Annotated in this window: 25 protein-coding genes; 19 read left to right on the top strand and 6 right to left on the bottom strand. The window is 64.9% G+C overall.

Annotation, left to right across the window (positions count from 1 at the left end; all coding sequences use genetic code 11):
* Window positions 1–27 precede the first annotated feature (27 nt).
* The 11 genes from AC5P7E_RS04465 to AC5P7E_RS04415 all read left to right on the top strand — a co-directional run bounded on the left by AC5P7E_RS04465 (window position 28) and on the right by AC5P7E_RS04415 (window position 9,463).
* Entirely contained in the window at window positions 28–873 is an 846-nt protein-coding gene (locus AC5P7E_RS04465; protein ID WP_111686694.1) for a CPBP family intramembrane glutamic endopeptidase, read from the top strand.
* A gap of 71 nt (window positions 874–944) precedes the next feature.
* Window positions 945–1,751 (top strand): M48 family metallopeptidase, encoded by an 807-nt coding sequence (locus AC5P7E_RS04460; RefSeq protein ID WP_005411735.1) that lies wholly within the window; start codon window positions 945–947, stop codon window positions 1,749–1,751.
* Window positions 1,752–1,883: 132 nt separating this feature from the next.
* Entirely contained in the window at window positions 1,884–3,071 is a 1,188-nt protein-coding gene (locus AC5P7E_RS04455; protein ID WP_005411736.1) for a tetratricopeptide repeat protein, read from the top strand.
* Between the two features lie 143 nt (window positions 3,072–3,214).
* A complete protein-coding gene (locus tag AC5P7E_RS04450; protein WP_005411737.1) occupies window positions 3,215–3,883 on the top strand; it encodes an energy transducer TonB in 669 nt (222 codons plus the stop codon).
* A gap of 94 nt (window positions 3,884–3,977) precedes the next feature.
* Window positions 3,978–4,739 (top strand): TonB-system energizer ExbB, encoded by a 762-nt coding sequence (gene exbB / locus AC5P7E_RS04445; RefSeq protein ID WP_005411738.1) that lies wholly within the window; start codon window positions 3,978–3,980, stop codon window positions 4,737–4,739.
* 62 nt (window positions 4,740–4,801) lie between these two features.
* The gene (locus tag AC5P7E_RS04440; RefSeq protein WP_005411739.1) at window positions 4,802–5,227 is read left to right on the top strand and encodes an ExbD/TolR family protein; all 426 of its coding nucleotides are present in this window, start codon (window positions 4,802–4,804) and stop codon (window positions 5,225–5,227) included.
* A 3-nt stretch (window positions 5,228–5,230) separates the two neighbouring features.
* Window positions 5,231–5,644: an ExbD/TolR family protein gene (locus AC5P7E_RS04435; protein ID WP_005411740.1), complete on the top strand. Its 414-nt coding sequence runs from the start codon at window positions 5,231–5,233 to the stop codon at window positions 5,642–5,644.
* A 102-nt stretch (window positions 5,645–5,746) separates the two neighbouring features.
* A complete protein-coding gene (gene cls / locus AC5P7E_RS04430) occupies window positions 5,747–7,207 on the top strand; it encodes a cardiolipin synthase (RefSeq protein ID WP_099474034.1) in 1,461 nt (486 codons plus the stop codon).
* 40 nt (window positions 7,208–7,247) lie between these two features.
* Window positions 7,248–7,517 carry a hypothetical protein gene (locus AC5P7E_RS04425; protein ID WP_012478631.1) on the top strand — a complete coding sequence of 90 codons (270 nt, stop codon included), beginning with the start codon at window positions 7,248–7,250 and terminating at the stop codon, window positions 7,515–7,517.
* A 9-nt stretch (window positions 7,518–7,526) separates the two neighbouring features.
* Window positions 7,527–8,270 carry a pyridoxine 5'-phosphate synthase gene (locus tag AC5P7E_RS04420; protein ID WP_062606453.1) on the top strand — a complete coding sequence of 248 codons (744 nt, stop codon included), beginning with the start codon at window positions 7,527–7,529 and terminating at the stop codon, window positions 8,268–8,270.
* 101 nt (window positions 8,271–8,371) lie between these two features.
* A complete protein-coding gene (locus AC5P7E_RS04415; RefSeq protein ID WP_062606454.1) occupies window positions 8,372–9,463 on the top strand; it encodes a PA0069 family radical SAM protein in 1,092 nt (363 codons plus the stop codon).
* 148 nt (window positions 9,464–9,611) lie between these two features.
* On the opposite strand, the gene AC5P7E_RS04410 is transcribed toward AC5P7E_RS04415, so the two are convergent.
* Window positions 9,612–9,917, bottom strand: coding sequence for a hypothetical protein (locus AC5P7E_RS04410; protein ID WP_138970112.1), 306 nt, complete (start codon window positions 9,915–9,917; stop codon window positions 9,612–9,614).
* A 315-nt stretch (window positions 9,918–10,232) separates the two neighbouring features.
* On the opposite strand from AC5P7E_RS04410, the gene AC5P7E_RS04405 reads away from it, so the two are divergent.
* From AC5P7E_RS04405 to AC5P7E_RS04390, 4 genes are all read left to right on the top strand, one after another.
* Window positions 10,233–10,829 carry a hypothetical protein gene (locus AC5P7E_RS04405; protein ID WP_223846461.1) on the top strand — a complete coding sequence of 199 codons (597 nt, stop codon included), beginning with the start codon at window positions 10,233–10,235 and terminating at the stop codon, window positions 10,827–10,829.
* Between the two features lie 114 nt (window positions 10,830–10,943).
* Window positions 10,944–11,171, top strand: a complete 228-nt coding sequence (locus tag AC5P7E_RS04400) for a hypothetical protein (RefSeq protein ID WP_062606456.1) — start codon at window positions 10,944–10,946, stop codon at window positions 11,169–11,171.
* A 9-nt stretch (window positions 11,172–11,180) separates the two neighbouring features.
* The gene (locus tag AC5P7E_RS04395; protein ID WP_223846460.1) at window positions 11,181–11,363 is read left to right on the top strand and encodes a hypothetical protein; all 183 of its coding nucleotides are present in this window, start codon (window positions 11,181–11,183) and stop codon (window positions 11,361–11,363) included.
* Between the two features lie 687 nt (window positions 11,364–12,050).
* Window positions 12,051–12,521: a hypothetical protein gene (locus AC5P7E_RS04390; protein ID WP_197633364.1), complete on the top strand. Its 471-nt coding sequence runs from the start codon at window positions 12,051–12,053 to the stop codon at window positions 12,519–12,521.
* A 62-nt stretch (window positions 12,522–12,583) separates the two neighbouring features.
* Here the strand turns inward: AC5P7E_RS04390 and AC5P7E_RS04385 are convergent, their stop codons facing one another.
* The 3 genes from AC5P7E_RS04385 to AC5P7E_RS04375 all read right to left on the bottom strand — a co-directional run bounded on the left by AC5P7E_RS04385 (window position 12,584) and on the right by AC5P7E_RS04375 (window position 15,855).
* Window positions 12,584–13,294 carry a 2OG-Fe(II) oxygenase gene (locus tag AC5P7E_RS04385; RefSeq protein WP_024958796.1) on the bottom strand — a complete coding sequence of 237 codons (711 nt, stop codon included), beginning with the start codon at window positions 13,292–13,294 and terminating at the stop codon, window positions 12,584–12,586.
* Between the two features lie 108 nt (window positions 13,295–13,402).
* Window positions 13,403–14,419, bottom strand: a complete 1,017-nt coding sequence (locus AC5P7E_RS04380) for a class 1 fructose-bisphosphatase (protein WP_043035283.1) — start codon at window positions 14,417–14,419, stop codon at window positions 13,403–13,405.
* A gap of 233 nt (window positions 14,420–14,652) precedes the next feature.
* Window positions 14,653–15,855 (bottom strand): amino acid aminotransferase, encoded by a 1,203-nt coding sequence (locus AC5P7E_RS04375; RefSeq protein WP_005411770.1) that lies wholly within the window; start codon window positions 15,853–15,855, stop codon window positions 14,653–14,655.
* Between the two features lie 171 nt (window positions 15,856–16,026).
* Here AC5P7E_RS04375 and AC5P7E_RS04370 point away from each other — a divergent pair, with 171 nt between their 5' ends.
* Window positions 16,027–18,120, top strand: coding sequence for a TonB-dependent receptor family protein (locus AC5P7E_RS04370; protein ID WP_049395278.1), 2,094 nt, complete (start codon window positions 16,027–16,029; stop codon window positions 18,118–18,120).
* A gap of 81 nt (window positions 18,121–18,201) precedes the next feature.
* Here the strand turns inward: AC5P7E_RS04370 and AC5P7E_RS04365 are convergent, their stop codons facing one another.
* Window positions 18,202–18,540 carry a hypothetical protein gene (locus AC5P7E_RS04365; protein WP_005411772.1) on the bottom strand — a complete coding sequence of 113 codons (339 nt, stop codon included), beginning with the start codon at window positions 18,538–18,540 and terminating at the stop codon, window positions 18,202–18,204.
* A 146-nt stretch (window positions 18,541–18,686) separates the two neighbouring features.
* On the opposite strand from AC5P7E_RS04365, the gene AC5P7E_RS04360 reads away from it, so the two are divergent.
* The 3 genes from AC5P7E_RS04360 to ligD all read left to right on the top strand — a co-directional run bounded on the left by AC5P7E_RS04360 (window position 18,687) and on the right by ligD (window position 22,660).
* On the top strand, window positions 18,687–19,085 hold the full coding sequence (locus AC5P7E_RS04360; protein WP_012478657.1) for a hypothetical protein: 399 nt from the start codon (window positions 18,687–18,689) through the stop codon (window positions 19,083–19,085).
* Between the two features lie 164 nt (window positions 19,086–19,249).
* Window positions 19,250–20,170, top strand: coding sequence for a non-homologous end joining protein Ku (ku, locus tag AC5P7E_RS04355; RefSeq protein WP_062606457.1), 921 nt, complete (start codon window positions 19,250–19,252; stop codon window positions 20,168–20,170).
* A 3-nt stretch (window positions 20,171–20,173) separates the two neighbouring features.
* Window positions 20,174–22,660 carry a DNA ligase D gene (gene ligD / locus AC5P7E_RS04350; protein ID WP_062606458.1) on the top strand — a complete coding sequence of 829 codons (2,487 nt, stop codon included), beginning with the start codon at window positions 20,174–20,176 and terminating at the stop codon, window positions 22,658–22,660.
* A gap of 71 nt (window positions 22,661–22,731) precedes the next feature.
* Here the strand turns inward: ligD and AC5P7E_RS04345 are convergent, their stop codons facing one another.
* The gene (locus tag AC5P7E_RS04345; protein WP_005411776.1) at window positions 22,732–23,124 is read right to left on the bottom strand and encodes a hypothetical protein; all 393 of its coding nucleotides are present in this window, start codon (window positions 23,122–23,124) and stop codon (window positions 22,732–22,734) included.
* Window positions 23,125–23,287: the final 163 nt, after the last annotated feature.

Here is a 23,287-nt window from a genome sequence, read left to right as displayed (position 1 = left end):
CCTTCGACTCTTGAACACAGGTACCTGATGTCAGCATCCGCCCCGGTTTCCGCTCCGCCCCCGGTTCCGCCGGCTTCTGCCGCGCCGCGTGCCATTTCGCCGTTGGCGGGGTTCTTCATCGACCTGGGCATCGCCGCTGTCACCCTGTTCGGCCTGAGCCTGGTCAGCGGCCTGCTGTGGGGCCTGTACCGTGGCGTGGTGGTTGGTTACGCGAACGCGCAGGCTGGCGCTGGCGCACCCGACGCCAGTTCGGTCGCGGCGTCACTGGGCCAGCCCGGCGCGCTTGCGCAGATTCTCATGGCACTGTTCGCCACCGGTGGCGCCGCGTTGCTGCTGTACTTCTGGCGACGGCCGGCCAACGCCGCCGAGCGCCACGCCTCGCGCCAGGCGCTGCGCCGCCCCTCCACCTGGGGCTGGACCCTGCTGGTGGCGACCCTGATCGTGCTCGGCAGCAACGGCATCGCCTTCCTGGCCAAGCAGTTCGGCGTCGAGCCGGTCCCCACCAATCTGGCGCTGATGCAGAGCGCGATCGCACGTTTCCCGCTGTTCCTGGTGCTGTTCGCGGTGGTCCTGGCGCCGGCCTACGAGGAACTGCTGTTCCGCCGCGTGCTGTTTGGCCGCCTGTGGCAGGCCGGGCGACCAGGGTTGGGCGTGGTACTGAGCAGCCTCGCGTTTGCCCTGATCCATGAGATCCCTGGCACCAGTGCCAATGGCCCGGCCGAAATCGCACAGCTGTGGCTGGTCTATGGTGGCATGGGAGCTGCGTTCTGCTGGCTCTACCGGCGCACCGGCACGTTGTGGGCGGCGATCACCGCCCACGCGCTGAACAATGCGGTCGCCCTTGCCGCGATGGTGTTCCTGGGGTCAACGTAACGCCGCGTCCGCTTGACGAAAGATTAAGCCGCTACGCTACACACTCCGCATATGAACACGGGGGAGTTTCCATGAAACAACTGCTGCTGGCCCTTGTCATCACCACCCTGGTCAGCGCCTGCGCGACCACCACCTCCCCTACCGGTCGCCGGCAGATGGTGGGCGGCGTCTCGCAGGCGCAGCTGGACCAGCTCGGCGCACAGGCGTTCGCCGAAACCAAGCAGAAGGAAAAGATCAGCACCGACGGCCGCCAGAACGGTTACGTGCAGTGCGTGGTCAACGCCCTGGTCGCGCAGCTGCCAGCTCAATACCGTGGCGTACGGTGGGAGACGGCGGTATTCGTCGACAAGGAGCCCAACGCCTTCGCCCTGCCCGGCGGCAAGGTCGGCGTGAACACCGGCATCTTCACCGTGGCCAAGAACCAGGATCAGCTGGCTGCCGTGATCGGCCATGAAATCGGTCATGTCATCGCCCGCCACCACGAAGAGCGCATCACCCGCCAGATGGGTGCGCAGACCGGGCTGGCCGTGCTCGGCGCGCTGGCTGGCGCAGCCTACGGCGAAGGTGCTGCCAGCACCGTCAACCAGCTCGGTGGCATGGGCGCGCAGACTGCCTTCCTGCTGCCGGGCTCGCGGACGCAGGAAAGCGAGGCTGACGTGATCGGCCAGCGACTGATGGCCCAGGCCGGATTCAATCCGGCGCAGGCGGTCGACCTGTGGCAGAACATGATGGCCGCCAGCGGCGGTCGCAGCCCGCAATGGCTGTCCACCCACCCGGATCCGGCCAACCGGATCCAGGAACTGCGACGTGATGCCCCGGGCCTGACGCCGGTCTATCAGCAGGCGCAGGCGGCCGGGCTACGGCCAAAGTGCGGATGAGTGCGCAGTTCTATGCTGTATTGCAGCACATAAAACGATTTCTCACGCCATCTGTTTCTGATACGTTTGGCGGCTCAGATTTTTCTGACAGTCCGACTTTGCCGCTAACCGGCGGTTCGATCGAGGTGAACGATGATTTTCCGTAACCACAAAGCTGTGCTTTCCGTCCTCGTCGCGACCGCCCTGACCGGCGCCGTGGTCACCGATGCCTTCGCGCAGTCCTCGCGTTCCTCCGAGCGCGGCAACCGTGGCGGCAAGCAGGCCAAGGCCGAGGCGCTGTACCCGAACGCGACCCGCCAGGAGCCGACGGTCAAGGCTTCGGCCAAGATGGGCAGCAAGCTGCAGAAAATGATCGACAGCTACAACAAGGAAAAGTTCCCGGAAACCCGCACCCAGGCCGACGCCATCCTGGCTGACAGCGCCGCGAACGAGTACGACAAGTCGCTGGCCGCGCAGCTGGCCTCGCAGGCTGCCTACCAGACCGATGACGCCCCGGCTGCCATCGCCTACCTGAAGCAGGTCCTGCAGTTCAACGGCCTGGACAACAACGGCCACTTCCAGTCGATGCTGATGCTGGGCCAGTTGCAGCTGCAGGAAGACCAAACAGCCGAAGGCCTGGCAACCCTCGACAAGTACTTCGCCGAGAGCAAGTCGACCAAGCCGGAAGAACTGATCGCCAAGGGCCAGGCGCTGTACCAGCTGGAGCGCTACCAGGAAGCGATTCCGGTGCTGAAGCAGGCCATCGCCGGCTCCGCCGAACCGAAGGACAACTGGAACCAGCTGCTGATGGCGGCCCTGTCCGAAGCCGGCCAGTCCGGCGAAGCGGTCAAGGAAGCCGAGGCGCTGGCCGCCAAGAACCCGAACGACAAGAAGGCCCAGCTGAACCTGGCCAGCATGTACATGCAGGCCGACCAGATGGACAAGGCGGCCGCGGTGATGGACAAGCTGCGCAGCAGCGGCCAGCTCACCGAAGAGCGCGAGTACAAGCAGCTGTACTCCATCTATGCCAACACCGACAAAAAGGAAAAGGACGTCATCGCGGTCATCAACGAAGGGTTGCAGAAGGGCATCCTGAAGCCGGACTACCAGGTTTACCTGGCGCTGGCCCAGTCCTACTACTACTCCGACCAGGTGCCGCAGGCGATCGATGCGTGGCAGAAGGCTGCCCCGCTGTCCAAGGACGGTGAGACCTACCTGAACCTGGCACGCGTCCTGCATGCCGAAGGTCGCATCCCGGAGGCCAAGCAGGCCGCCCAGCAGGCGCTGGCGAAGGGTGTGAAGAACCAGGCTGATGCCAAGAAAATCATCAACCTGAAGTAAGTAGGAATAACGCCTGAATGCCTGCCCAGTTGATGCGCAGGCGCTCAGGATTGGTATAAGCTTGGAGGTTCCTGCGGTGTCATGCACCGCTGATCAGGGATTCCGCCCCCGGCATCCCGGCCCCACTATTGAGCTCTTGGCGCATGACGGAACAACTAGTCGTTCACCGGTACGAACAACCCGATGACAAGGGGCTGAGCTGGCCTCGCATCGTCGGCATCGCGTTTGTAATTGCCCTGCATCTGGCCGCCTTCATGATGCTCCTCATTCCCGCCGTGGCTCCCAAGGCCGTGGCTGAGAAGGAGCGCAACGTCATGGTGACCATCGTCGATGCGCCGCCGCCGCCGCCCCCGCCGCCGCCGCCGCCGCCGCCGACCGATACTCCGCCGCCGCCGGTGAAGAATCTGTCGCCGCCGAAGCCGTCGCCGGTCCCGCCGCCGCCGCAGGCGCCGGTCGTGGACGTGCCGGAGCCGCGCCCGAGCGATATCGTCACCCCGCCGTCGCCCCCCGCGCCGCCGGCACCTGCGACCTCGATCGAGGCCAGCGTGGACATCTCGTCGAAGGCCATGAATCCGCCGCGCTACCCGCCGGCCGCCTTCCGCGCGGGTATCCAGGGCGAAGTGATCCTGATCATTGATGTCGATGCCAACGGCAACGTCACCAATGTCACGGTGGAAAAGTCCAGCCGTAACCGCGACCTGGACCGTGCCGCGATGGAAGCGGCTCGCAAGTGGCGCTTCAACGCCGCTGAATCTGGCGGTAAGAAGGCGGCAGGTCGCGTTCGCGTCCCGGTCAACTTTGCGCTGAACTGATGCGCCCGGGTGGCCGCATGGCCACCCCCGCTCCCGGTTCGATTGTTTAGCTTAGCTACACCCTTTATCACCACACACAACAAAGGTAAGCGTCATGCTGCAGGAAATTTTCATCGCCGCTGCTGCCGGGGGCAATCCGTCCAACGCCCTGTCGCAGATGGGCTTCGAGCACCTGATCCACGAAATGACCACCAAGCCGGGTGATTTCGCGGTTTCCTGGGTCGTGCTGCTGACCCTGATCGCCATGTCGGCCATGTCCTGGTACTGGACCGTCATCAACATCTTCCGTGCGACCCGCCTGAAGAGCGCTGCTGATCGCGTCGTCAGCCTGTTCTGGGATACCCCGAACGCGCAGGACGCCATCCGTGCCATGGAAGAGCAGCCGGCTTCGGAGCCGTTCTCGAAGATCGCTCTGGACGCTGCCCAGGCTGCTGCGCACCACCAGCGCGCTGAAGGCGGCGCCACCGGCGGCGTGGGTGAGAACCTGAGCCGTTCGGAGTTCGTCGACCGCGCCCTGCGTCAGGCCGTCACCCGCGAAAGCAACAAGCTGCAGTCGGGCATGACCCTGCTGGCCACCGTCGGTGCGACCGCTCCGTTCGTCGGTCTGCTGGGTACCGTGTGGGGCATCTACGGCGCCCTGATCAAGATCGGTGCCACCGGCTCCGCTTCGATCGACGCCGTTGCAGGCCCGGTGGGTGAAGCGCTGATCATGACCGCGATCGGTCTGTTCGTCGCGATCCCGGCCGTGTTCGCCTTCAACTTCTTCAGCAAGATCAACAGCGCGACCATCAGCAAGTTCGATACCTTCGCGCACGACCTGCACGACTTCTTCGCCACCGGCTCGCGCGTCCGCTAATTGCGGCGCGCGTCACCCAGCGACGAACGTAAGTAGTCACCAAGATCTAGACGGAGCCCGTTATGGCTTTCAGTAGTGGTAACAGCGGCGGCCCCATGGCCGACATCAACGTTACGCCCCTCGTGGACGTGATGCTGGTGCTGCTGATCATCTTCATCATCACGGCGCCCCTGATGTCCCACAAGGTCAAGGTGGATCTGCCGGAAGCCAACCTGATCCAGAAGCCGGAAGACGCTGAAAAGCGTTCCGGACCGATCACCCTGGCAGTCAAGGAAGACGGCTCGATCTACTGGAACGACGAAGAAATCAACAAGCAGACTCTCGAGTCGCGCTTGGCGACCGCCGCCCAGCAGACCCCGCAGCCGCCGCTGAACCTGCGTGGTGACCGCACCACCAAGATGCGCGTCATCAACGACCTGACCAAGGTCGCGCAGGAGCAGGGCATGCTGGACGTCGGCTTCGTCGCGACCAAAGAAAAGGGGCAATAAGCCATGGCATTCAGTAGTGGTGGTGGCAAGGGCCCCATGGCAGACATCAACGTCACGCCCCTCGTGGACGTGATGCTGGTTCTGCTGATCATCTTCATCGTGACCGCGCCGATCATGACGTACCCGATCGCCGTCGACCTGCCGCAGCGCGTGCTCAACCCACCGCCGCAGCTGGTCGAACCGCCGCCGCCGATCGAACTGAAGATCGACGCCAGCAACCAGGTCTCGTGGAACAACAGCCCGATCAATACCAGCGAGCTGCAGCAGCGGATGGAGCAGGAGGTCCAGCGTGACCCGACCAACCAGCCGGAACTGCGCATCGACGCCAGCCCGGATTCCGAGTACGACGTGATGGCCAAGGTTCTGGCCGCCGCGAAGAATGCTCAGATGAAGAAGATCGGTTTTGTGCAGCAGTAATCGCTACACCGCAACACAACAGTCATGACGCGACTGCAGACGCCCCTGGAGACAGGGGCGTTTTTTTTTATGCCTGCCGGCCTGGACCGCTATGATCGGCGGATGCTCGCCCTCTTCGACACCCTGCGTCATTGGCTCGACGGCATCGCCCACCTTGGCTCGATCCTGGCGGTGGCCTACCTGCTGTATCTGTTCGCGCTGGCGGGCTGGATCATGCTGCAGAAGCGTGAGCCGGTCGCCACGTTGAGCTGGATCCTGTCGTTGGCGCTGCTGCCCTACCTCGGCTTGTTCATCTACTACCTGCTGGGCCCGCAGAAGGTGAAGCGGCAACGGTTGCGCCGCGGACGCGCACGTTCGGGCATGGAGCACTACAGCGATGTCTGCCCACCGGATGCCGACTGCACCGAGCTGGCCAAGATCGCGCAGGCCACCACGGGCCTGGCGCCGAGCAGCGCGACCGAAGTGACCTGGCTGGTGGATGGTGCCGCTACCTACGCCGCTCTGTTGGAAGCGGTGGCGCAGGCTCGCGATCACGTGCACCTGGAGTACTACATCTTCAATCCGGACCATGCCGGCACCGCCCTGCGCGACGCCCTGGTCGAGCGCGCCCGTGCCGGCGTGCAGGTGCGCCTGCTGCTGGATGCAGTGGGTTCTTCCGCCCTGCCTCGCCGCTTCCTGCAGCCGCTGATCGATGCCGGTGGCGAGGCGGTCTGGTTCCACCCGCGGCAGCTGCTGAAGCCGTTCAAGCGGCCGTGGTTGAACCTGCGTACGCACCGCAAGCTGGTGATCGTCGATGGCCGGCTGGCCTTCACCGGTGGCATCAATATCACCGACGATGAAGACGAGAGCCGCAAGCCGAACGCCTACCGCGACCTGCACATGCGCATCCGCGGCCACGTCGTGCGCAGCCTGCAGCTGGTGTTCGCCGAGGACTGGCTCTATGCCAGTGGCCAGGATCCCTCGCGCATGGACATTGCCCGTCTGTGGCCGGCTGACATGCCGCTGCGCGGCGATGGTGCGATCAACGCCCAGGTGCTGGTCTCCGGCCCGGACTCGGGCTGGGAAACGATCCACCGCCTGCACGTGGCGGCCATCCAGGAAGCACACGAGCGCGTGTGGCTGGTGACGCCCTACTTCGTGCCGGGCGAAGCGGCGCGGATGGCGCTGACTTCGGCGGCACTGGGTGGACTGGACGTGCGCCTGCTGGTGCCGAAGATGAGCGACTCCTGGTTTGTCACCCAGGCCGCGCGCTCCTATTTCGACGAACTGCTGCACGCCGGGGTGAAGATCTACGAGTACGGCCCGCGCATGCTGCATACCAAGGCTTTCATCGCCGACGACGATGTCTGCATCGTCGGCAGCGCCAACTTCGACCACCGCAGCTTCCGCCTGAACTTCGAGCTGTCGATGATGATCAGCGACCGTGACCGTGTCGCCGCTCTGGCCGGGCTGCTGCAGGGAGAGTTCGACCGCGCCACCCGCGTGCACGACCAGGCCGGCCGTTCGCTGTGGCTGCACCGCCTGCCCGAGGCTTTCGCCCGGCTGGCCTCGCCGCTGCTCTGACGCAGCGCTACACTGCGGCGATCATCCGGGGAGCCCGACTATGTACTGGTTGTACCTGCTGCTGGCGCTGGGCTGTTTCGCCTTCGCCCTGAAGACCCCCAGCGCCGCATTGATGACCCTGTGCCTGCTGGCCGCCCTCGCCTTCCTGCTGGCCTGGGTGCGCGGTCGCTATGTAGCCCGCTTCGGCGACCTTCAGCGGGACCCTGCCACCCTTGTCGATGCCGAGGAGCTGCGCCGCCTGCGCGAGCAGGCCCAGGCCCGCCGCAATGCCGACGCCAACGACCACGATCCGTCCCCTCTTTCCAAGTAGTTCCGTTCCATGACCCAGCTCAGCGTCAACGTCAACAAGATCGCCGTCCTGCGCAATTCGCGCGGCGGCGCCGAACCGGACGTGGTGCGCGCCGCCCAGGCCTGCCTGGATGCCGGTGCACATGGCATCACCGTGCACCCGCGGCCGGACCGCCGCCATATCACCGCCGAGGACGTGCTGGCGCTGTCCACGCTGACCCGCGCGCGTGGTGTCGAGTTCAACATCGAAGGCAACCCGTTCGCACCGCCGCGCGAGGGCTACCCAGGCCTGCTGCCGCTGTGCGCGCAGACCCGCCCGGCGCAGGCGACGCTGGTGCCGGATGGTGATGGACAGATCACCTCCGACCATGGCTTCGACTTCGAGCGGGATGCCGAGCGGCTGCGACCACTGGTCGCCGAACTGAAGGCGATGGGCTGCCGGGTCAGCCTGTTCGTCGATGCTGGCAACCCACTGCTGGAGCAGGCGGCCGACGTCGGTGCAGATCGTGTCGAGCTGTATACCGGCCCCTACGCCGAAGCACACGCGGCCGGCGACGCTGCGGCGATGCTGGAACTGTTCGCCACTGCGGCGCGGCGGGCGCAGGCGGTGGGCCTGGGCGTCAATGCCGGGCACGACCTGTCACAGGACAACCTGCGCGATTTCCTGGCTCACGTGCCAGACGTGCTGGAGGTGTCGATCGGCCACGCGCTGATCGGCGAGGCACTGTATGACGGGCTGGATGCCACCGTGCGCGGGTACCTGGCGTTGCTCTGACCGCTCCCCTGTAGCGTTGAGCCATGCTCGACGCAGCACCGCGCTGAACCCTTCAGGCAGCCGTCGCAGCCATTGAGACGGCTGCGGCGTAACCTGCCGCAATGGGTATCGCGATCAAGGGCCGAGGTTCCACGTCCCACCTTGCCGGGCGCTTTGAAAGCACCGTCAGCGAGGCGCTGGACGACGGCTGGGCGGTCGATGAGAGCGAGGAATTCCTCGCGCCACGCCTGCGCACTGAAGTACGTGCCGAGACCGCACGCAGCATCATCAGTCGCAACACCTCACCGGACGTCGGCTTCAGCCAATCGGTGAATCCGTACCGCGGTTGTGAGCATGGCTGCTCCTACTGCTTCGCGCGCCCCTCGCACGCCTATCTGAACCTGTCGCCAGGCCTGGACTTCGAGACCAAGCTGTTCGCCAAGACCAATGCGCCGCAGCTGCTGCGCAAGGAGTTGTCGAAGCCGGGTTACGTTCCGCAACCGATCGCGCTGGGTATCAACACCGATGCGTACCAGCCGATCGAACGCAAGTTCAAGCTCACCCGCCAGCTGATCGAAGTGATGCTGGAAACCAGGCATCCGTTCTCGCTGATCACCAAGAACGCACTGGTCGAGCGCGACATCGATCTGCTCGCACCGCTGGCGGCGGAGAACCTGGTCAGCGTGCATTTCTCGGTGACCTCGCTGGACCCGCATCTCTCCGCAAAGCTGGAGCCACGCGCGTCGGCGCCGCATGCACGGCTGCGTGCGATGAAGCGCCTGCATGAAGCGGGCATTCCGGTCGGTGTGATGGTGGCGCCGGTGATTCCGTGGATCAACGACAGCGAGCTGGAAGCCGTGCTGGAGGCCGCGCACGATGCTGGCGCCAGCACCGCAGGCTACGTGCTGCTGCGCCTGCCGCTGGAAGTGGCGCCGCTGTTCCGCGACTGGCTGGACACCCATCATCCAGATCGCGCCGCACATGTGATGAGTACCATCCAGCAGCTGCGCGGCGGCAAGGACTACGACAGCCAGTTCGGCACCCGCATGCGTGGCCAGGGCGTGTATGCCGATCTGTTGAACAACCGCTTCAAGCTGGCGCGAAAGCGTCTCGGCTTCAATGCGCAGAACAGCCATTGGCCGAAGCTGGATTGCAGCCGGTTCGTGAAGCCGCTGACGCCGAAGAAGGATTCGCCGCAGGGAAGTCTGTTCTAGAACGCTGGACCGCTGCCCGGCTTACCGGCAACAATCTGCGCTTGGCCGGATGGCCTGCAAGCCAGGGAGGGATGCAGATGGATGACCCAGGATCCGTGACAGTGCGATGCCGTTCGCTTGACGACGAATCGGTTCGCACATGAAGCGCTCACATGCCTTCAGCTGTGGTGCGTTTCTGCTTTTCTGTGGTACCGATGCAGAGGCTGCCCGTGCGTTTGTGGTTGAAGACGCTGCCATGCGCGACCCCACCTGCCTTACGGTCGAGCCGCGCCAGCGGCTCTTCGCTTGTCACCAGATCGTTGCCGGGGACAGCCGAGTGATCGGGCTGAGACGATTCCGCACGTCGTGGAGGACCGACCGTTCCACCTTCAGCAAGCTCACGATCCAGCTCCCCGCTGATGCGAAAGCAGGCGACCGGTTCTCTGTCCCAAATGATCGAGTACGGATGTTCCATAGCAGAGGGTCCAGCGCGTTTGCCGGAAAGACGGGCTGCTACGCAGTGCCGGTCGCAGGGCAGATTACCGTGGTTTCCGCAGGAGACTTCGGCATCGAGGTCCAGGTCGATGCAACGTTTCGCTCTGCAAGCCCACTGCAGTGGCCGGGAGAGTGCGAGGCACCGACCACAGTGTCAGAGCATCTGAGAGCCAAGCCATTGTCTCTGGAGCAGCTTGATGCATGGACGGGAGTGCATGATCCGGAGGCATCCCCCTTCGAACAGGCACACCCCTCCAGACGTTCGCGCAACTGAATCCGCACGAACGTGCTGTACATGATGAAACGCACTCACTGCTTCCACGCCAGTGGTCTCCTTCTCTACCTTGCGAGCGTGCAGGTGGAAGCTCGCTCCATTCACGAATGCATCATCGTTCCGCAGGCCGCGATCGTCACTGACATGCCGGCTGGCCTGGACGAGTTCGAACAGCGTCTGTGGGTGGCAGATACAGGTCAGAGGGTGCGCAAGGGCACCGATACCCTCCTTCTGCTGCGCCTCTTCTCGGAGTCGCCAGGCGTGATCGACTCCCAGCAGTACATCAAGATCACAGGCAGCTTGAAGCGATACGCGCCCTCGTCGGAAGGGACGCCGGAGGTAGTGGATGCACGCCTCACCAGTGGCGGCGCGGGCTTTGTGCACAAGGGAGACAACTGGCTGTCCGATTCAGTCGACGTAGAACTACATCAGCCGCATGAGCGCGATAATCGGATGGAAGTCAAAGTGACGGCTGTCGGGTGGAACAGTTATCGAAAAGAAGACCGTTCCTTCTATCTCCAGTTCACCTGTCAACTGAAGGAAATCCCTGTCGAGAAGCTCAGTGCCTGGCAAGGAGGAAACGACGATCTCTGGGGATCCTTTGGTCCCACCCGATAGCCGGGTGGAACTGCCTGCATGCAATCACTTCTGCGACGACTGGCAATGCTGAAAATAGAAATTCATTCCCTGAGGTTCTAATCACGACTGGACGAGGATGCGTTCTTCTCCAGGTTGAACCAGATTCCGGGCGTGGTGTCTGTCGAAGGGTTCCTCAGGACGATCAACGTCTCTGTTGATCCGTCGGCTGTGGATGACGAAGATATGAGAGAGTTGATTTCGCTGTTCCAGCGCTATGGAATAGACATGCGCCAGCTGCGGAAACTGGAGACGGGAGAATTCAGCTCATGGATGCGGAACAGATCCGCCTACTGGTTCAAGTCGATGTATCCGGACCCGTGAGCACATGACATGAAGATCATCTACTGGCTGGGCATCGCGTTCCTGTGGATGCTTCCGTTGAACCTTCTGTTGCTGACGGGCGGCAAGCCGATCTCCGGCGACGCGCTTGGAGAAGAAGAGCTCGTTGGTTTCGGTGTGGCGGTGTTCGGCGCTGTGGCAGGCGGGATTCTCTATCGCCGTCGCCCGCGGTAGCGTCGAGCCCGCCCGACTCTATCTGGAGCGAAGTCGAGCAAGCTGGACTCTATTTGCCACGGCCGCTTGCAACAGCCAATCTGAGGCTGATGGCTTTCGGGTTCTGGAAGCTGCAACAGCTAGCATGGAAAGCTTGGAGTTACGCGTCCTGGCACCGCGTTCTGAGGGAAAATGCTGCCTCTTCTGACATCGATTCTCGGCGGTAGTACCGCGGAGGCAAGAGCGGAAAGAGGAACCTCATGCCGGTAATCCGTACATGCAAGAAGATCATGATGCCGCAGATGTCGGGACAGAGAGTCTAGACGGCCAGTTGTCGAGCATGGGTCCATGCATTGCACACGGGGGAATGATGAAGTTCATACTTTGGGCACCTGTAGTGATATTTGCCCTGTTGTCGTTGAGAGCAACTGTCTTCGTCGTCTATCAAGGGGTAAGTGGATCTCCTTTCGGGGAAGAGGAAATCACTGTCGCTGGGGTTGGGTTGGTCTGCGGCTGGATTGCCTGGGTCATGTACAAAACCCTGATCAGACCGTGGAGGAAGCCGAAGCCCTAATGTAGAGCTGGAGTTGGTGGAGGTATCAACTATTCCGCCGGCGGTGGAACTTCCACTGAAATTGGTATTGGAATTGGCGGCGGTGCATCACCGGGTGAGCTGTCTAAGAAGGATGGCGATTGGGGGAATGGTTGGTGAAGAAGAAATCATTGGCTCATTTGCTTCTATACGCTGTGATTGCGGCCCTGATAGGCGGTACCTATCTTTCAATGTTTGGATCCATTGGAGGTGGCGATTGGACCGGAAAGCCAACAGAATCAGAACTGCGCGCTGCTACCGAGACCTTTGAACTTCCTTCAGGGAGCCATCCCACGAACGTTAAGTTCTTACCGAAGGTCACGTTCCTGGGGGCCGTCTTCGACGCCGAACTCGAATCTGATCCAGAGCAGATCGCCGCTTTCTTCATCAAACAAGCCGCAGAGAAGCGGTGGCGACTGCAGAAAGACAAACGGCAGCGCCATTACAGATTGATGGTCTTCTGCGAGGATCGCCTGGCGCGCTCGGTAGAGCTGACGACAAGAGGCAGTACGGTGAAGCTCTATGGAGGAACCTACTGGGACTCGGACAGGGGCGGCGACTACTACTGCTCTCCTGAGGCCCGGTAAACCACCGACGGCATAACGAACTTGCCTGGATATCGGCTCCAATCGGGAGGAGTACGATGACCTCACCGTCCCCCAAATAACTTCTGCGCGCTCTGGAACAGGATCCAACTCGTCGCGATGAACTTGTCCCCCCCCTGCGGCCTGTTACCGCGATGGGTATGGGTAAACGCCGTCGGCGCAATCAGCAGGCTGCCGGTGCGTGGTGCGATCTTCCGCCCCTGGAACAGGAACTCGGTCTCGCCCTCTTCGAATTCCTCGTTGAGGTACAGCGTCCACAGCACGTGCCGGTGCAGGGTCTCGGCCTGCGCATCCTTGGGGTACAGCTCGCAGTGCCAGTACGGGTAACCGCCCTCGCCCGCCGCATACCACTGCAGGTTGATGGCGCCCGGGCGCAGGCAGGTGCGGGCCAGGTCGGCCAGCTGCTGCTGCGGCATGTCAGGGAAGTCCTCGGCAGACAGGCGTCGCGGTTGGCCCTTGCTGTCCTGGATCTGCAACATCAGCGGCGCGATCAACGCCTGTGGATAACGGCGTAGATAAGTCAGCAGGCCGTTGAACACCGCGTGCTGCAGCTGATGGTCCACATCCTGCCAGCCATCAAGGCCGCTGATGCGCAGATCCTTGCTGTGCTTGAGTTCCGGGAACACGCCACTGCCCACGGCACCGGGCTGCAGGCCACGCGCCGCCCGCATGCGCTCGACGATCGCCGCGCAGACCTCGCTGGGGACCGCGTTGTGGATGACCTCGATGAAATCGACCGGGCCCTGCTCGTGCATGCGTGCATTCCTTAGGCGGCAACGGCTTGATGGTGCCGTTTGCCGCCCTCGGTGTCACCCCACGGTCATGTCATCGATCTGCCATGACCGTCGTCAGGCAACCGCCAATCAGCCCTGCGCGTCGTCGTGCGCGCGGTGGTAGCGCACGGCTTCGGCCACTTCCTCGCGCGAACCCAGGAACACCGGCACGCGCTGGTGCAGCTGGTCGGGCTGGATGTCGAGGATGCGCTCGCGGCCGGTCCAGGCGGCGCCGCCGGCCTGTTCGACCAGCAGGCCCATCGGGTTGGCCTCGTACATCAGGCGCAGCTTGCCGGCCTTGGATGGATCCTTCTTGTCCCACGGGTAGATGAAGATGCCGCCGCGGGTCAGGATGCGGTGCACGTCGGCGACCATGCTGGCGATCCAGCGCATGTTGAAGTTCTTGCCGCGCGTGCCTTCCTTGCCCGCCAGCAGATCACCGACATAGGCCTGCATCGGTGCTTCCCAGTGGCGCTGGTTGGACATGTTGATCGCGAACTCCTGGGTAGCCGCCGGAATCTGCATGTTCTCGGTGGTCAGCACGAACTCGCCCTTCTCACGGTCCAGGGTGAAGGCGTGGGTGCCATGGCCGACGGTCAGCACCAGCTGGGTGCTGGGCCCGTAGATGCAGTAGCCGGCGGCGATCTGCTTGCTGCCCGGCTGCAGGAAGGCGTCGTCGCCCGGCAGTTCGACATTGGTCGGGCAGCGCAGCACCGAGAAGATGGTGCCGACGGAGACGTTGACGTCGATGTTGGAGCTGCCGTCGAGGGGATCGAACAGCAGCAGGAAATCACCGCGCGGGTAGATGTCCGGCACCGGCTGGCTGTGGTCCATTTCCTCCGAGGCGCACGCGGCGAGGTGGCCACCCCAGGCGTTCGCTTCAAGCAGGATCTCGTTGCTGATCACGTCCAGCTTCTTCTGCGCCTCGCCCTGCACGTTACCGGTACCGGCATCGCCCAGCACGCCACCGAGGGCGCCCTTGCTGACGGCGATGGAGATGCTGGTGCAGGCGCGGGCGACGACCGCGATCAGCTGGCGCAGGTCGGCGTTGATGCGGCCGGCGTGCTGTTCCTGGATCAGGAAGCGGGTCAACGAAGTACGGGACATGAGCGGGCAGGTCTCGGCAGCGGGAAAACGCCTATTGTCGCCCGTATGGCGGGGCCGTGCGTGAGCGCGGGAAGGCGTAATCGTTTCCAGATGCGTTGCACTCGTGGCGCCTCCCCCTCCCACGCGCTTCAGGGTTCGCCGCGAGCGCGGTGGGGATGGCAAAGGCAAGAGCAAAAGCAAAAAAACAAAGGCGCCTTTCGGCGCCTTTGTCTTCAAGCTACTGGAGCGTTGTTTCAGCCCTTGGCGACGGTGGCCACGGCCTTGGCGACGTATTCCAGGTTGTTCTGGTTCAACGCCGCCACGCAGATGCGGCCGGTGCCGACGGCGTAGATGCCGAACTCGTCGCGCAGACGCTCGACCTGCTCGCGGCTCAGGCCGGAGTAGGAGAACATGCCGGCCTGTTCGTTGATGAAACCGAACTGCGGCGCGCCAGCGGCAGCCAGCTTCTCGACCAGGCCCTGGCGCAGGGCGTGGATGCGCTCGCGCATCTCGGTCAGCTCCTGCTCCCACATCGCACGCAGTTCCGGGTTGGTCAGCACGCCGGCCACCAGCGCAGCACCGTGGGTGGATGGGCTGGAGTAGATGGTGCGGATCACGCGCTTGACCTGCGACTGCACCGCCTTGGCGTCAGCGGCAGTCGGTGCCACCATCGACAGCGCACCCACGCGCTCGCCGTACAGCGAGAACGACTTGGAGTACGAGTTGGCGACGATGAAGCTGTCGATGCCGGCTTCGGCGATGATGCGCACGGCGGCGCCGTCCTGCTCGATGCCCTTGTCGAAGCCCTGGTAGGCCATGTCGATGAAGGGGAACAGCTGCTTGTCCTTCAGCAGCTGCGCGACCTGCTTCCACTGGGTGACCGTCAGGTCGGCACCGGTGGGGTTGTGGCAGCAGGCGTGCAGCAGCACCACGGTGCCGGCGTCCAGCTTGCCCAGGTCGGCCAGCATGCCGTCGAAATCGACGCCATGGGTGCTCGGGTCGAAGTAGGTGTAATCCAGCACGTCGAAACCAGCGGCGCTGAACACCGCACGGTGGTTTTCCCAGCTCGGGTTGCTCAGCGCAACGGTGGCGTGCGGCAGCAGCTTCTTCAGCACGTCGGCGCCGACGCGCAGCGCACCGCTGCCGCCGACGGTCTGTGCGGTGGTGACGCGGCCGGCGGCCAGCAGCGGCGAGTCCTTGCCGAACACCAGCTCACGTGTCGCCTGCGTGTACGCCGGCAGGCCATCGATCGGCAGGTAGCCGCGCGGTTTGGCCTCGGCGGCGAGCTGCTGCTCGATCTGCTTGACGGCGCGCAGCAGCGGAATGCGGCCGCTCTCGTCGTAGTAGATGCCCACACCCAGGTTGACCTTGGTCGGGCGGCTGTCGGCGTTGTACGCCTCGGTCAGGCCCAGGATCGGGTCGCCTGGGACCAGTTCCACGTTTGCAAAGAAGGACACGGCGGTACTCGTTCGGTAGACGGAAAGGGGGAGGAAGTGCGCTACGCGGTCCGCGGCTTTTCGGCCGGAAACAGCCCATCGTAACAAAGCCTGCCGGGGCTGGCCGCCGCCATCGTCATCCGCGGCCCCGTACCATGGCGTGCGTTGCCGCCCGATCCATCAACCTGAATCATGAATCCCGCCGCACGACACCGTTGCCTGCCGCTGTCCGCCCTGCTGCTGTCGCCCTGGACGGCGGTGGCCGAGCCTGCGCCCACCGCCCTGCCTGCGGTGCAGGTACAGGCCGCCCGGGTGCCGGGCATCGATCCGTTTGCGCTGCCGGCCAGCCAGGACACGGTCTGGATCGACGCCAGCCGCGCGGGCACCGGCGCGCAGCTGTCTGAGGCCTTGGCCGGGGTCCCCGGACTGCTGGCACGTGACCGGCAGAACTTCGCCCAGGACACGCAGCTGTCGATTCGTGGCTTCGGCGCACGCTCGACCTTTGGCGTGCGCGGGGTGCGGGTGCTGATCGACGGGGTGCCGGCGACCATGCCTGACGGCCAGGGTCAGCTGTCGCATGCCAGCCTGTTGGGCGCCGAGCGCATCGAGGTGCTGCGCGGGCCGTTCTCGGCGTTGTACGGCAATTCCTCCGGCGGCGTGCTGCAGGTCTGGAGCGCGCAGGGCCAGGCCGGCGACCCTTGGCGGTTGCGCGTGAATGCCGGCGCCGACAACACGCTCAGTGTCGGTGCGCAGCTGAAGGGTGCCGGTCAAGTGCTGGACTACAACATCGCCGCCAATCACTTCCGCACCGATGGCTGGCGGGACCATAGCCGCGCGCGCCGTGAATCGCTCAACGCACGCATCGGTGGAGAGCTGGGCGGCGGGCGGCTGGAGCTGCTGCTCAATGCGCTTGACGCCCCCGATGCGCAGGATCCGCTGGGCCTGACCCGTGCCCAGGTGGCGGCTGATCCGCGCCAGGCCACGGCAGTCGCGCACCAGTACAACACCCGCAAAACCGTGCGCCAGCAGCAGGCCGGCCTGCGCTGGACCCGTGAAACGGGAGCGCAGCGCTGGCAATTGATGGGCTATGCCGGCCAGCGCGCGGTACGCCAGTACCTGCCGATTCCGCCGGCACCCCAGACCAACAGCCCGCTGCATGCCGGCGGCGTGATCGATCTGCAGGGCGGCTATGGCGGGCTGGACGCGCGCTGGGGCTGGCACGGTGATCTGGCCGGGCGACCGCTGGACCTGGTAGCCGGGCTCAGCGCCGACCGCCAGCGCCAGCACCGCACCGGCTTCGAGAACTTCATCGGCAGCGCCTTGGGCGTGCGTGGGCGGCTGCGTCGTGACCAGATCGACGTCGTGCAGAACGTGGATCAGTTCACCCAGGCCTGGTGGCAATGGAGCCCGCGTTGGTCGCTGCTGGCCGGGCTGCGCCACAGCGCCGTGCGATTCGAATCGAATGACCGCTACATCGTCGGCGCCAACCCCGACGACAGTGGCCACCGCCGCTACCAGGCGACCACGCCGGTGGCAGGCGTCAGCTTCGAGGCCAGCCCGCAGTGGCGGCTGCACGCGGCCGTGGGGCGTGGTTTCGAGACCCCCACCTTCAACGAACTGGGCTATCGCGCCGACGGCCAAGCCGGGCTGGCACTGGATCTGGCCGCCGCGCGCAGCCGCTCCATCGAGGTTGGCAGCAAGTGGCACGCACAGGATGGCAACCAACTCGATATCAGCCTGTTCCGTGCAGATACCGACGACGAGCTGGCCGTTGCCAGCAATATCGGCGGACGCAGCACCTACCGCAACATTGGCCGCACCCGCCGCCAGGGGCTGGAGCTGCAGTACCGACAGCCGCTGGCCGAGCACCTGGAACTGCAGCTGGCGTGGACCTGGCTGCAGGCGCAGGTGCGCTCGCCGTACCTGACCTCGAACACCCTGGTCGCTGCAGGCAGCCGTCTGCCCGGCGTGCCGCGCCAGCAGGCCTTCGCCCGGCTGCAGTGGAGCCCTGCCGATTGGCAGTGGGCGCTGGAGGCAACGGCCAGCAGCGATACCGTGGTCAATGACGTGGCCACCGAGCGCGCGCCGGGCTACGCCCTGCTGCACCTGGAAGCCGGCCGTCGATGGACGCTGCCGGGCGGCGAGCTGCGCGCCTTCGCCCGGCTGGAGAACGTGCTGGACCAGGCCTACATCGGCTCGGTGATCGTCAATGACGGCAATGGTCGCTTCTACGAGCCAGGACCGGGACGGCGAGCCAACGTCGGCCTGCAATGGTCGTGGCGCTGAAAGGGGTAGTGCCGGCCGCTGGCCGGCATCGCTCTGTGTAGGGCAGCCCAGAGGTTGCCGGCCAGCGGCCGGCACTACCGGTCAGTCGGGGGCCTTGGCTGGCACGAACGGCGAGGTCGGGTCGCTGGCCGGGAAGGTCTCCTCCAGCGCCTCGTCCTGGTTGTCGCTGGCGCGCTGCTTGCGTTCACGGCGCTTGAGCGGGCTCTCCTGGCCACCGCGATGGCGGTCGCCACCATCCTTGCGGTCCTGGGCCGCCTGTTCAGCCTCGTGCTTCACCGGCAGGTGGTCGTGCTCGGCATCGAAGAACGGCGCGCCGGTGCCGCGGTAGTCGGCGTTGTCGGCATCGCGCTTGCCGCGCTGCTCGCCGGGAATGGGCGGGTGGTTCTCCCGCAGCGGGTCTCGCGAGGTCTCTCGGCTCATGGTCTGGTACCTGCCCTTGGGGGATTCCACTACACCGCCCCGCAGGTAAAGCCGTTGCGAACCTGGCGTCATGAACATCTCGCTCACCCCCCGGTAACGGCACCGCGCGTATTCCTGCCCACCCGCCCCCGCTGCAGGAGCCGGCCATGCCCCGTCTTGAACGACCCGCACCGTCCGTGTTCAACGCCCTGCTCGATCCGCTCGGCCAGCGCAGCGCGCAGCGCCGTACGCGTCGCCATGAAGACCCCCAGGCGGTGGCGCAGGACTACCTGCAGTACATGCTCAGCGACTACGAGGAGCGCCGCGGGCAGAGCCACCGGAACTGGCGCGACCTGTGCCCGGTGTATGCCTTCGCGTTGACCACGCATGCTGCGGATTGGCCACGCGGTGATGCCGCCGATACCTGCGAGGAACTGGCCGAGCACTGGGAACAGATGCGCGGGCAGTCACGCTTGGGCTGGTCGCAGGCGCGGCCGGTGGTGGAAGACGCCTGGCGCGCGCTGGACCATATTCCGGCGGCGGCGGTGAGGCCGTTGCTGCAGTAGTGCCGGCCGCTGGCCGGCAACCCCAGGAAACTTCAGGCCGCGAGCTCTGCCGGCCAGCGGCCGGCACTACCGCATCTGCGTAGAACCCACGTGCACGGTATCGACACGGGTGGTTTACACCGCCCATCCGAAGCTGGATGCCCTGTTCCGCCAAAGGTACGCCCATGGCCCGCCCGATCTGGACCGGCACGCTGTCGTTTGGCCTGCTCAACGTGCCGGTGTCGCTGATGTCCGGCGAACGCAAGGTCGACCTGCAGTTCCGCATGCTCGATTCCCGCGACCGCAAGCCGATCCGTTTCGAACGGGTCAACGCCGACACCGGCGAGGAAGTGCCCTGGAAGGACATCGTCAAAGCCTATGAGTACGACAAGGGCAGTTATGTCGTGCTGGAGGAAGGTGATATCCGCTCGGCCGCGCCTGAAAGCCACGAAGCGGTGGAGGTGGAATCATTCGTGGATGCGGCGCAGATCGACCCGCGCTATTACGAGAAACCGTATCTGCTGGTGCCCGGCAAGAAGGCCGAGAAGGGCTATGTGCTGCTGCGCGAAACGTTGCGCAGCACCGGCAAGGTGGGCATCGCGCGAGTGGTGGTGCGTACGCGCGAATACCTGTGTGCGGTGATGCCGCATGAGGACGCGCTGGTGCTGATGATCCTGCGCTATCCGCAGGAACTGGTGGATCCCGAGGACTACAAGCTGCCCACCGGCAAACTGTCCGACTACCGCATCACCAGCAAGGAAACGGCGATGGCCGAGCAGTTGATCGAGTCGATGGCCGGCGACTGGGATCCGTCGCAGTACCACGATGAATTCCGCGAGCGCCTGCAGCAGGTGTTGAACAAGCGCATCAAGTCCAAGGGCGGCACCACGCGGGTGGACGATGAGCCGGCACCGCGCGAGGACGCCAGTACCAATGTGGTCGACTTCATGGCGCTGCTGCAGAAGAGCCTGGATGCGAACAAGCGAACGCCAGCGAAGAAGGCCGCAACGCGCAAAGCAGCCGCCAAGTCGCCAGTGAAGAAGGCCGTAAAGAAGACAACCAAGAAGGCTGCAAAGAAGACCGCACCCCGACGCAAGGCGGGGTGAGCCATGTCGTTGCACCAGTATCGGCGCAAACGCCGGCTTGGCGGTGGCGCCGGGCAGACAACGGAGCCCGACGACACGCCCGCACCGGGCGACCCGAAGCGGCGGCCGACCTTTGTCATCCAGCTGCACCATGCCAGCTCGCGTCACTATGACTTCCGCCTGGAAATGGACGGCGTACTGAAGAGCTGGGCGGTGCCCAAGGGGCCTTCCCTGCGCGTCGGTGAAAAGCGGCTGGCCGTGGAAGTGGAAGACCATCCGCTGTCCTACGCCGGTTTCGAGGGAGACATTCCTGAAGGCCACTATGGTGCGGGCCACGTGGAAGTCTTCGATCACGGCACCTGGGCCTGTGAAGGCGATCCACTGCAGGCACTGGCGGCGGGCAAGATCGACTTCGTGCTGCATGGACAACGCCTGGCCGGTGGCTGGAAGCTGGTGCGGACCGCGATGAAAGGACGCCAGGTGCAGTGGCTGTTGATCAAGCGCGGTGACGGGGAAGCGCGCGACGCGGAGGCGGATGACCTGCTGACGGCACCGATGCCCAAACGAACACCTGCGGCGAAGAAGCGTTCCGCGGACAAGACGGCGCGAGCTGCACCCGTCGCACGCACGACCACACGCAAGGCCGATGTGCGCTGGCATGCACGCGCGCTGCAACTGCACGGCGCACGTGACGCACCCTACCCGCATGCATTCAAACCGCAGTTGACCGATCATCGCGACAGTGCGCCGGACGGCGACCGCTGGCTTCACGAGATCAAGTGGGATGGCTATCGCCTGCTGGCGGATCTGCACAATGGTGAGGTCAAGCTGCGCTCCCGCAATGGTCTGGATTGGACCGATGATTTTCCCGAAGTGGTGCAGGCCGTGCAGGCGCTGCCGGTGCGCGATGCACGCCTGGACGGCGAACTGGTGGTGCTGGACAAGGAAGGACGCAGTGACTTCGCAGCGTTGCAGCGGGTGATCGACGGCAGCTCGAAGCAACCGCTGCGCTACATCGTGTTCGATCTTCCGGGCGTGGCTGGAGCGGATATCAGTCGTGCGCCGTTGCTGGAGCGCAAAGCACTCCTGAAAGAGCTCATTGGGCCGGCGCCTGGCACCCTGGCCTTCAGCGAGCACGTGATCGACCATGGCCCGCAGGTGTTCGATGCCAGTGGCAAGGCCGGATTCGAAGGCATCGTCAGCAAGCAGGTGGATGCCCCGTACGTGAATACCCGCGCGCGCAGCTGGGTGAAGGTGAAGCACGAAGACACCGACGAGTTCCTGATCGTCGGCTACACGGCACCCAGGGGTTCCCGGGTGGGGTTCGGCTCGCTGCTGCTGGCGACGCCGGACAAGGGCGGCTTGCGCTATGTGGGCCGCGTTGGCACCGGTTTCGACGACCAAAGCCTGCGCGCGCTCCTCAAGGCACTGCAGCCCTCGGCGGTGAAGACGCCCGTGCTGCAGCTGCCGGCGCATGTGCCGTTCCGCGCTGCCAGCGTACGCTGGGTGAAGCCGGTGGCGGTTGCCGAGGTGGCCTTCCGTGGCTGGGGCAAGGAAGGCCTGCTGCGCCAGGCCAGTTTCAAGCGACTGCGCAGCGACAAGCAGAAGGAGGACCTGGGAATGAGCACCGCAGATACCGAAACCGGAGGCGAGGTCGAGATCACTCATCCGGAGCGGGTGGTGTTTCCAAGGCAGAAACTGCGCAAGGGTGACGTGGCCGATTACTACCAACGCATGGCGCGCTGGATCCTGCCCGAGATTGCCGGACGTCCGCTGTCACTGCTGCGCTGCCCGGACGGCGTGGGCAAGGCCTGCTTCTTCCAGAAGCACCATGGCCCCGGCCTGGGGGACGCGGTACATGCGGTACCCCTGCAGCAGAAGAGCGGCCGCGAGGATTACGTCTACGTCGACGATGCGCGGGGCCTGCTGCAGCTGGTGCAGATGAATACCCTGGAACTGCATCCGTGGGGCGCGACCGTGGCCGATCCCGAGCACCCGGATCGTCTGGTGTTCGATCTCGACCCCGGCGAAGGGGTGAGCTGGGCACAGGTGAAGGCCGCTGCGCGCGATGTCCGTGACCGCCTGCAGGAGGTGGGCCTGCAGAGCTTCGTGCGGCTGTCCGGTGGCAAGGGCGTGCACGTGGTGGTGCCGCTGCAGCCCAAGGCTGGCTGGGACGAGGCCAAGGCGTTCTGCGAGGCGTTCGCGCAGGCAATGGCGCTGGAGCAGCCTGATCGCTACGTGGCGACGATGAGCAAGGCCAAGCGCGGCGGCGTGATCTTCATCGATTGGCTGCGCAACACACGCGGTGCCACCAGCGTGTGTTCGTGGTCGCTGCGCGCGCGCGATGCTGCCGGCGTGGCGGTGCCGCTGCGCTGGGAAGAACTGGCCCGGGTGAGCGCGGCCGACGCGTTTCCGATGGCCAAGGCGCTGGCGCGCGCCAAGCGGCTGAAGGGTGACCCATGGCAGGGCATCGCGCGGTTGAAGCAGAGGCTGCCGTCGCTGAAGCGGTAGTGCCGGCCGCTGGCCGGCAACCTCGGCCATCCTGCAGTTGCCGGCCCGCGGCCGGCACTACCTGCATGCGCTCAGCGCAGATCGCGCGAGGGGCGGCGCCCGAACCACCAACCGACCAGCAGTTGCAACGGCAGCGATGCCAACAGCGAAATGACGAACCAGAACGGGAAGTCCGCACCCGCCGTCCACATCGCGTAGCCACAGCCCAGCGCGATCAGCGACCAGATCGAGAAGCCATGTGAACGCGGCCAGCACGGTGCGTAATAGGTGGCGAAGGAAATGCCGGCGACGCCACCGAGTACGCTGAAGGCCAGGTCCCACCCCAGCTGCACGCTGTTGCTGTCCGGCGACAGGCCCAGCAACGGCGGCAGCCAGCCGGCGACGCTGCTGACCAGCGCAAGCGACAGCACGCCGCCGATCAGGGCGACGATGGACAGGAACAGGGTCTTGAGCAGGCCAGGCATGCGCGTATTGTACGGCTGCCACAGAGTGCCCGCGTTGCCGGCCAGCGGCCGGCACTACCGAACCGACTGGGGTTTTGCCGGCCGGCGGCCGGCACTACCGATGGATCGGCATGGCCGCCATGCCCGTGGGAGAGGGGTACGGAGCAGCGGCGGCCATGCACAG

Source organism: Stenotrophomonas sp. YJH_SMC_25 (genome assembly GCF_059369595.1).
This window is presented reverse-complemented; position numbering and strand designations above follow the sequence as displayed.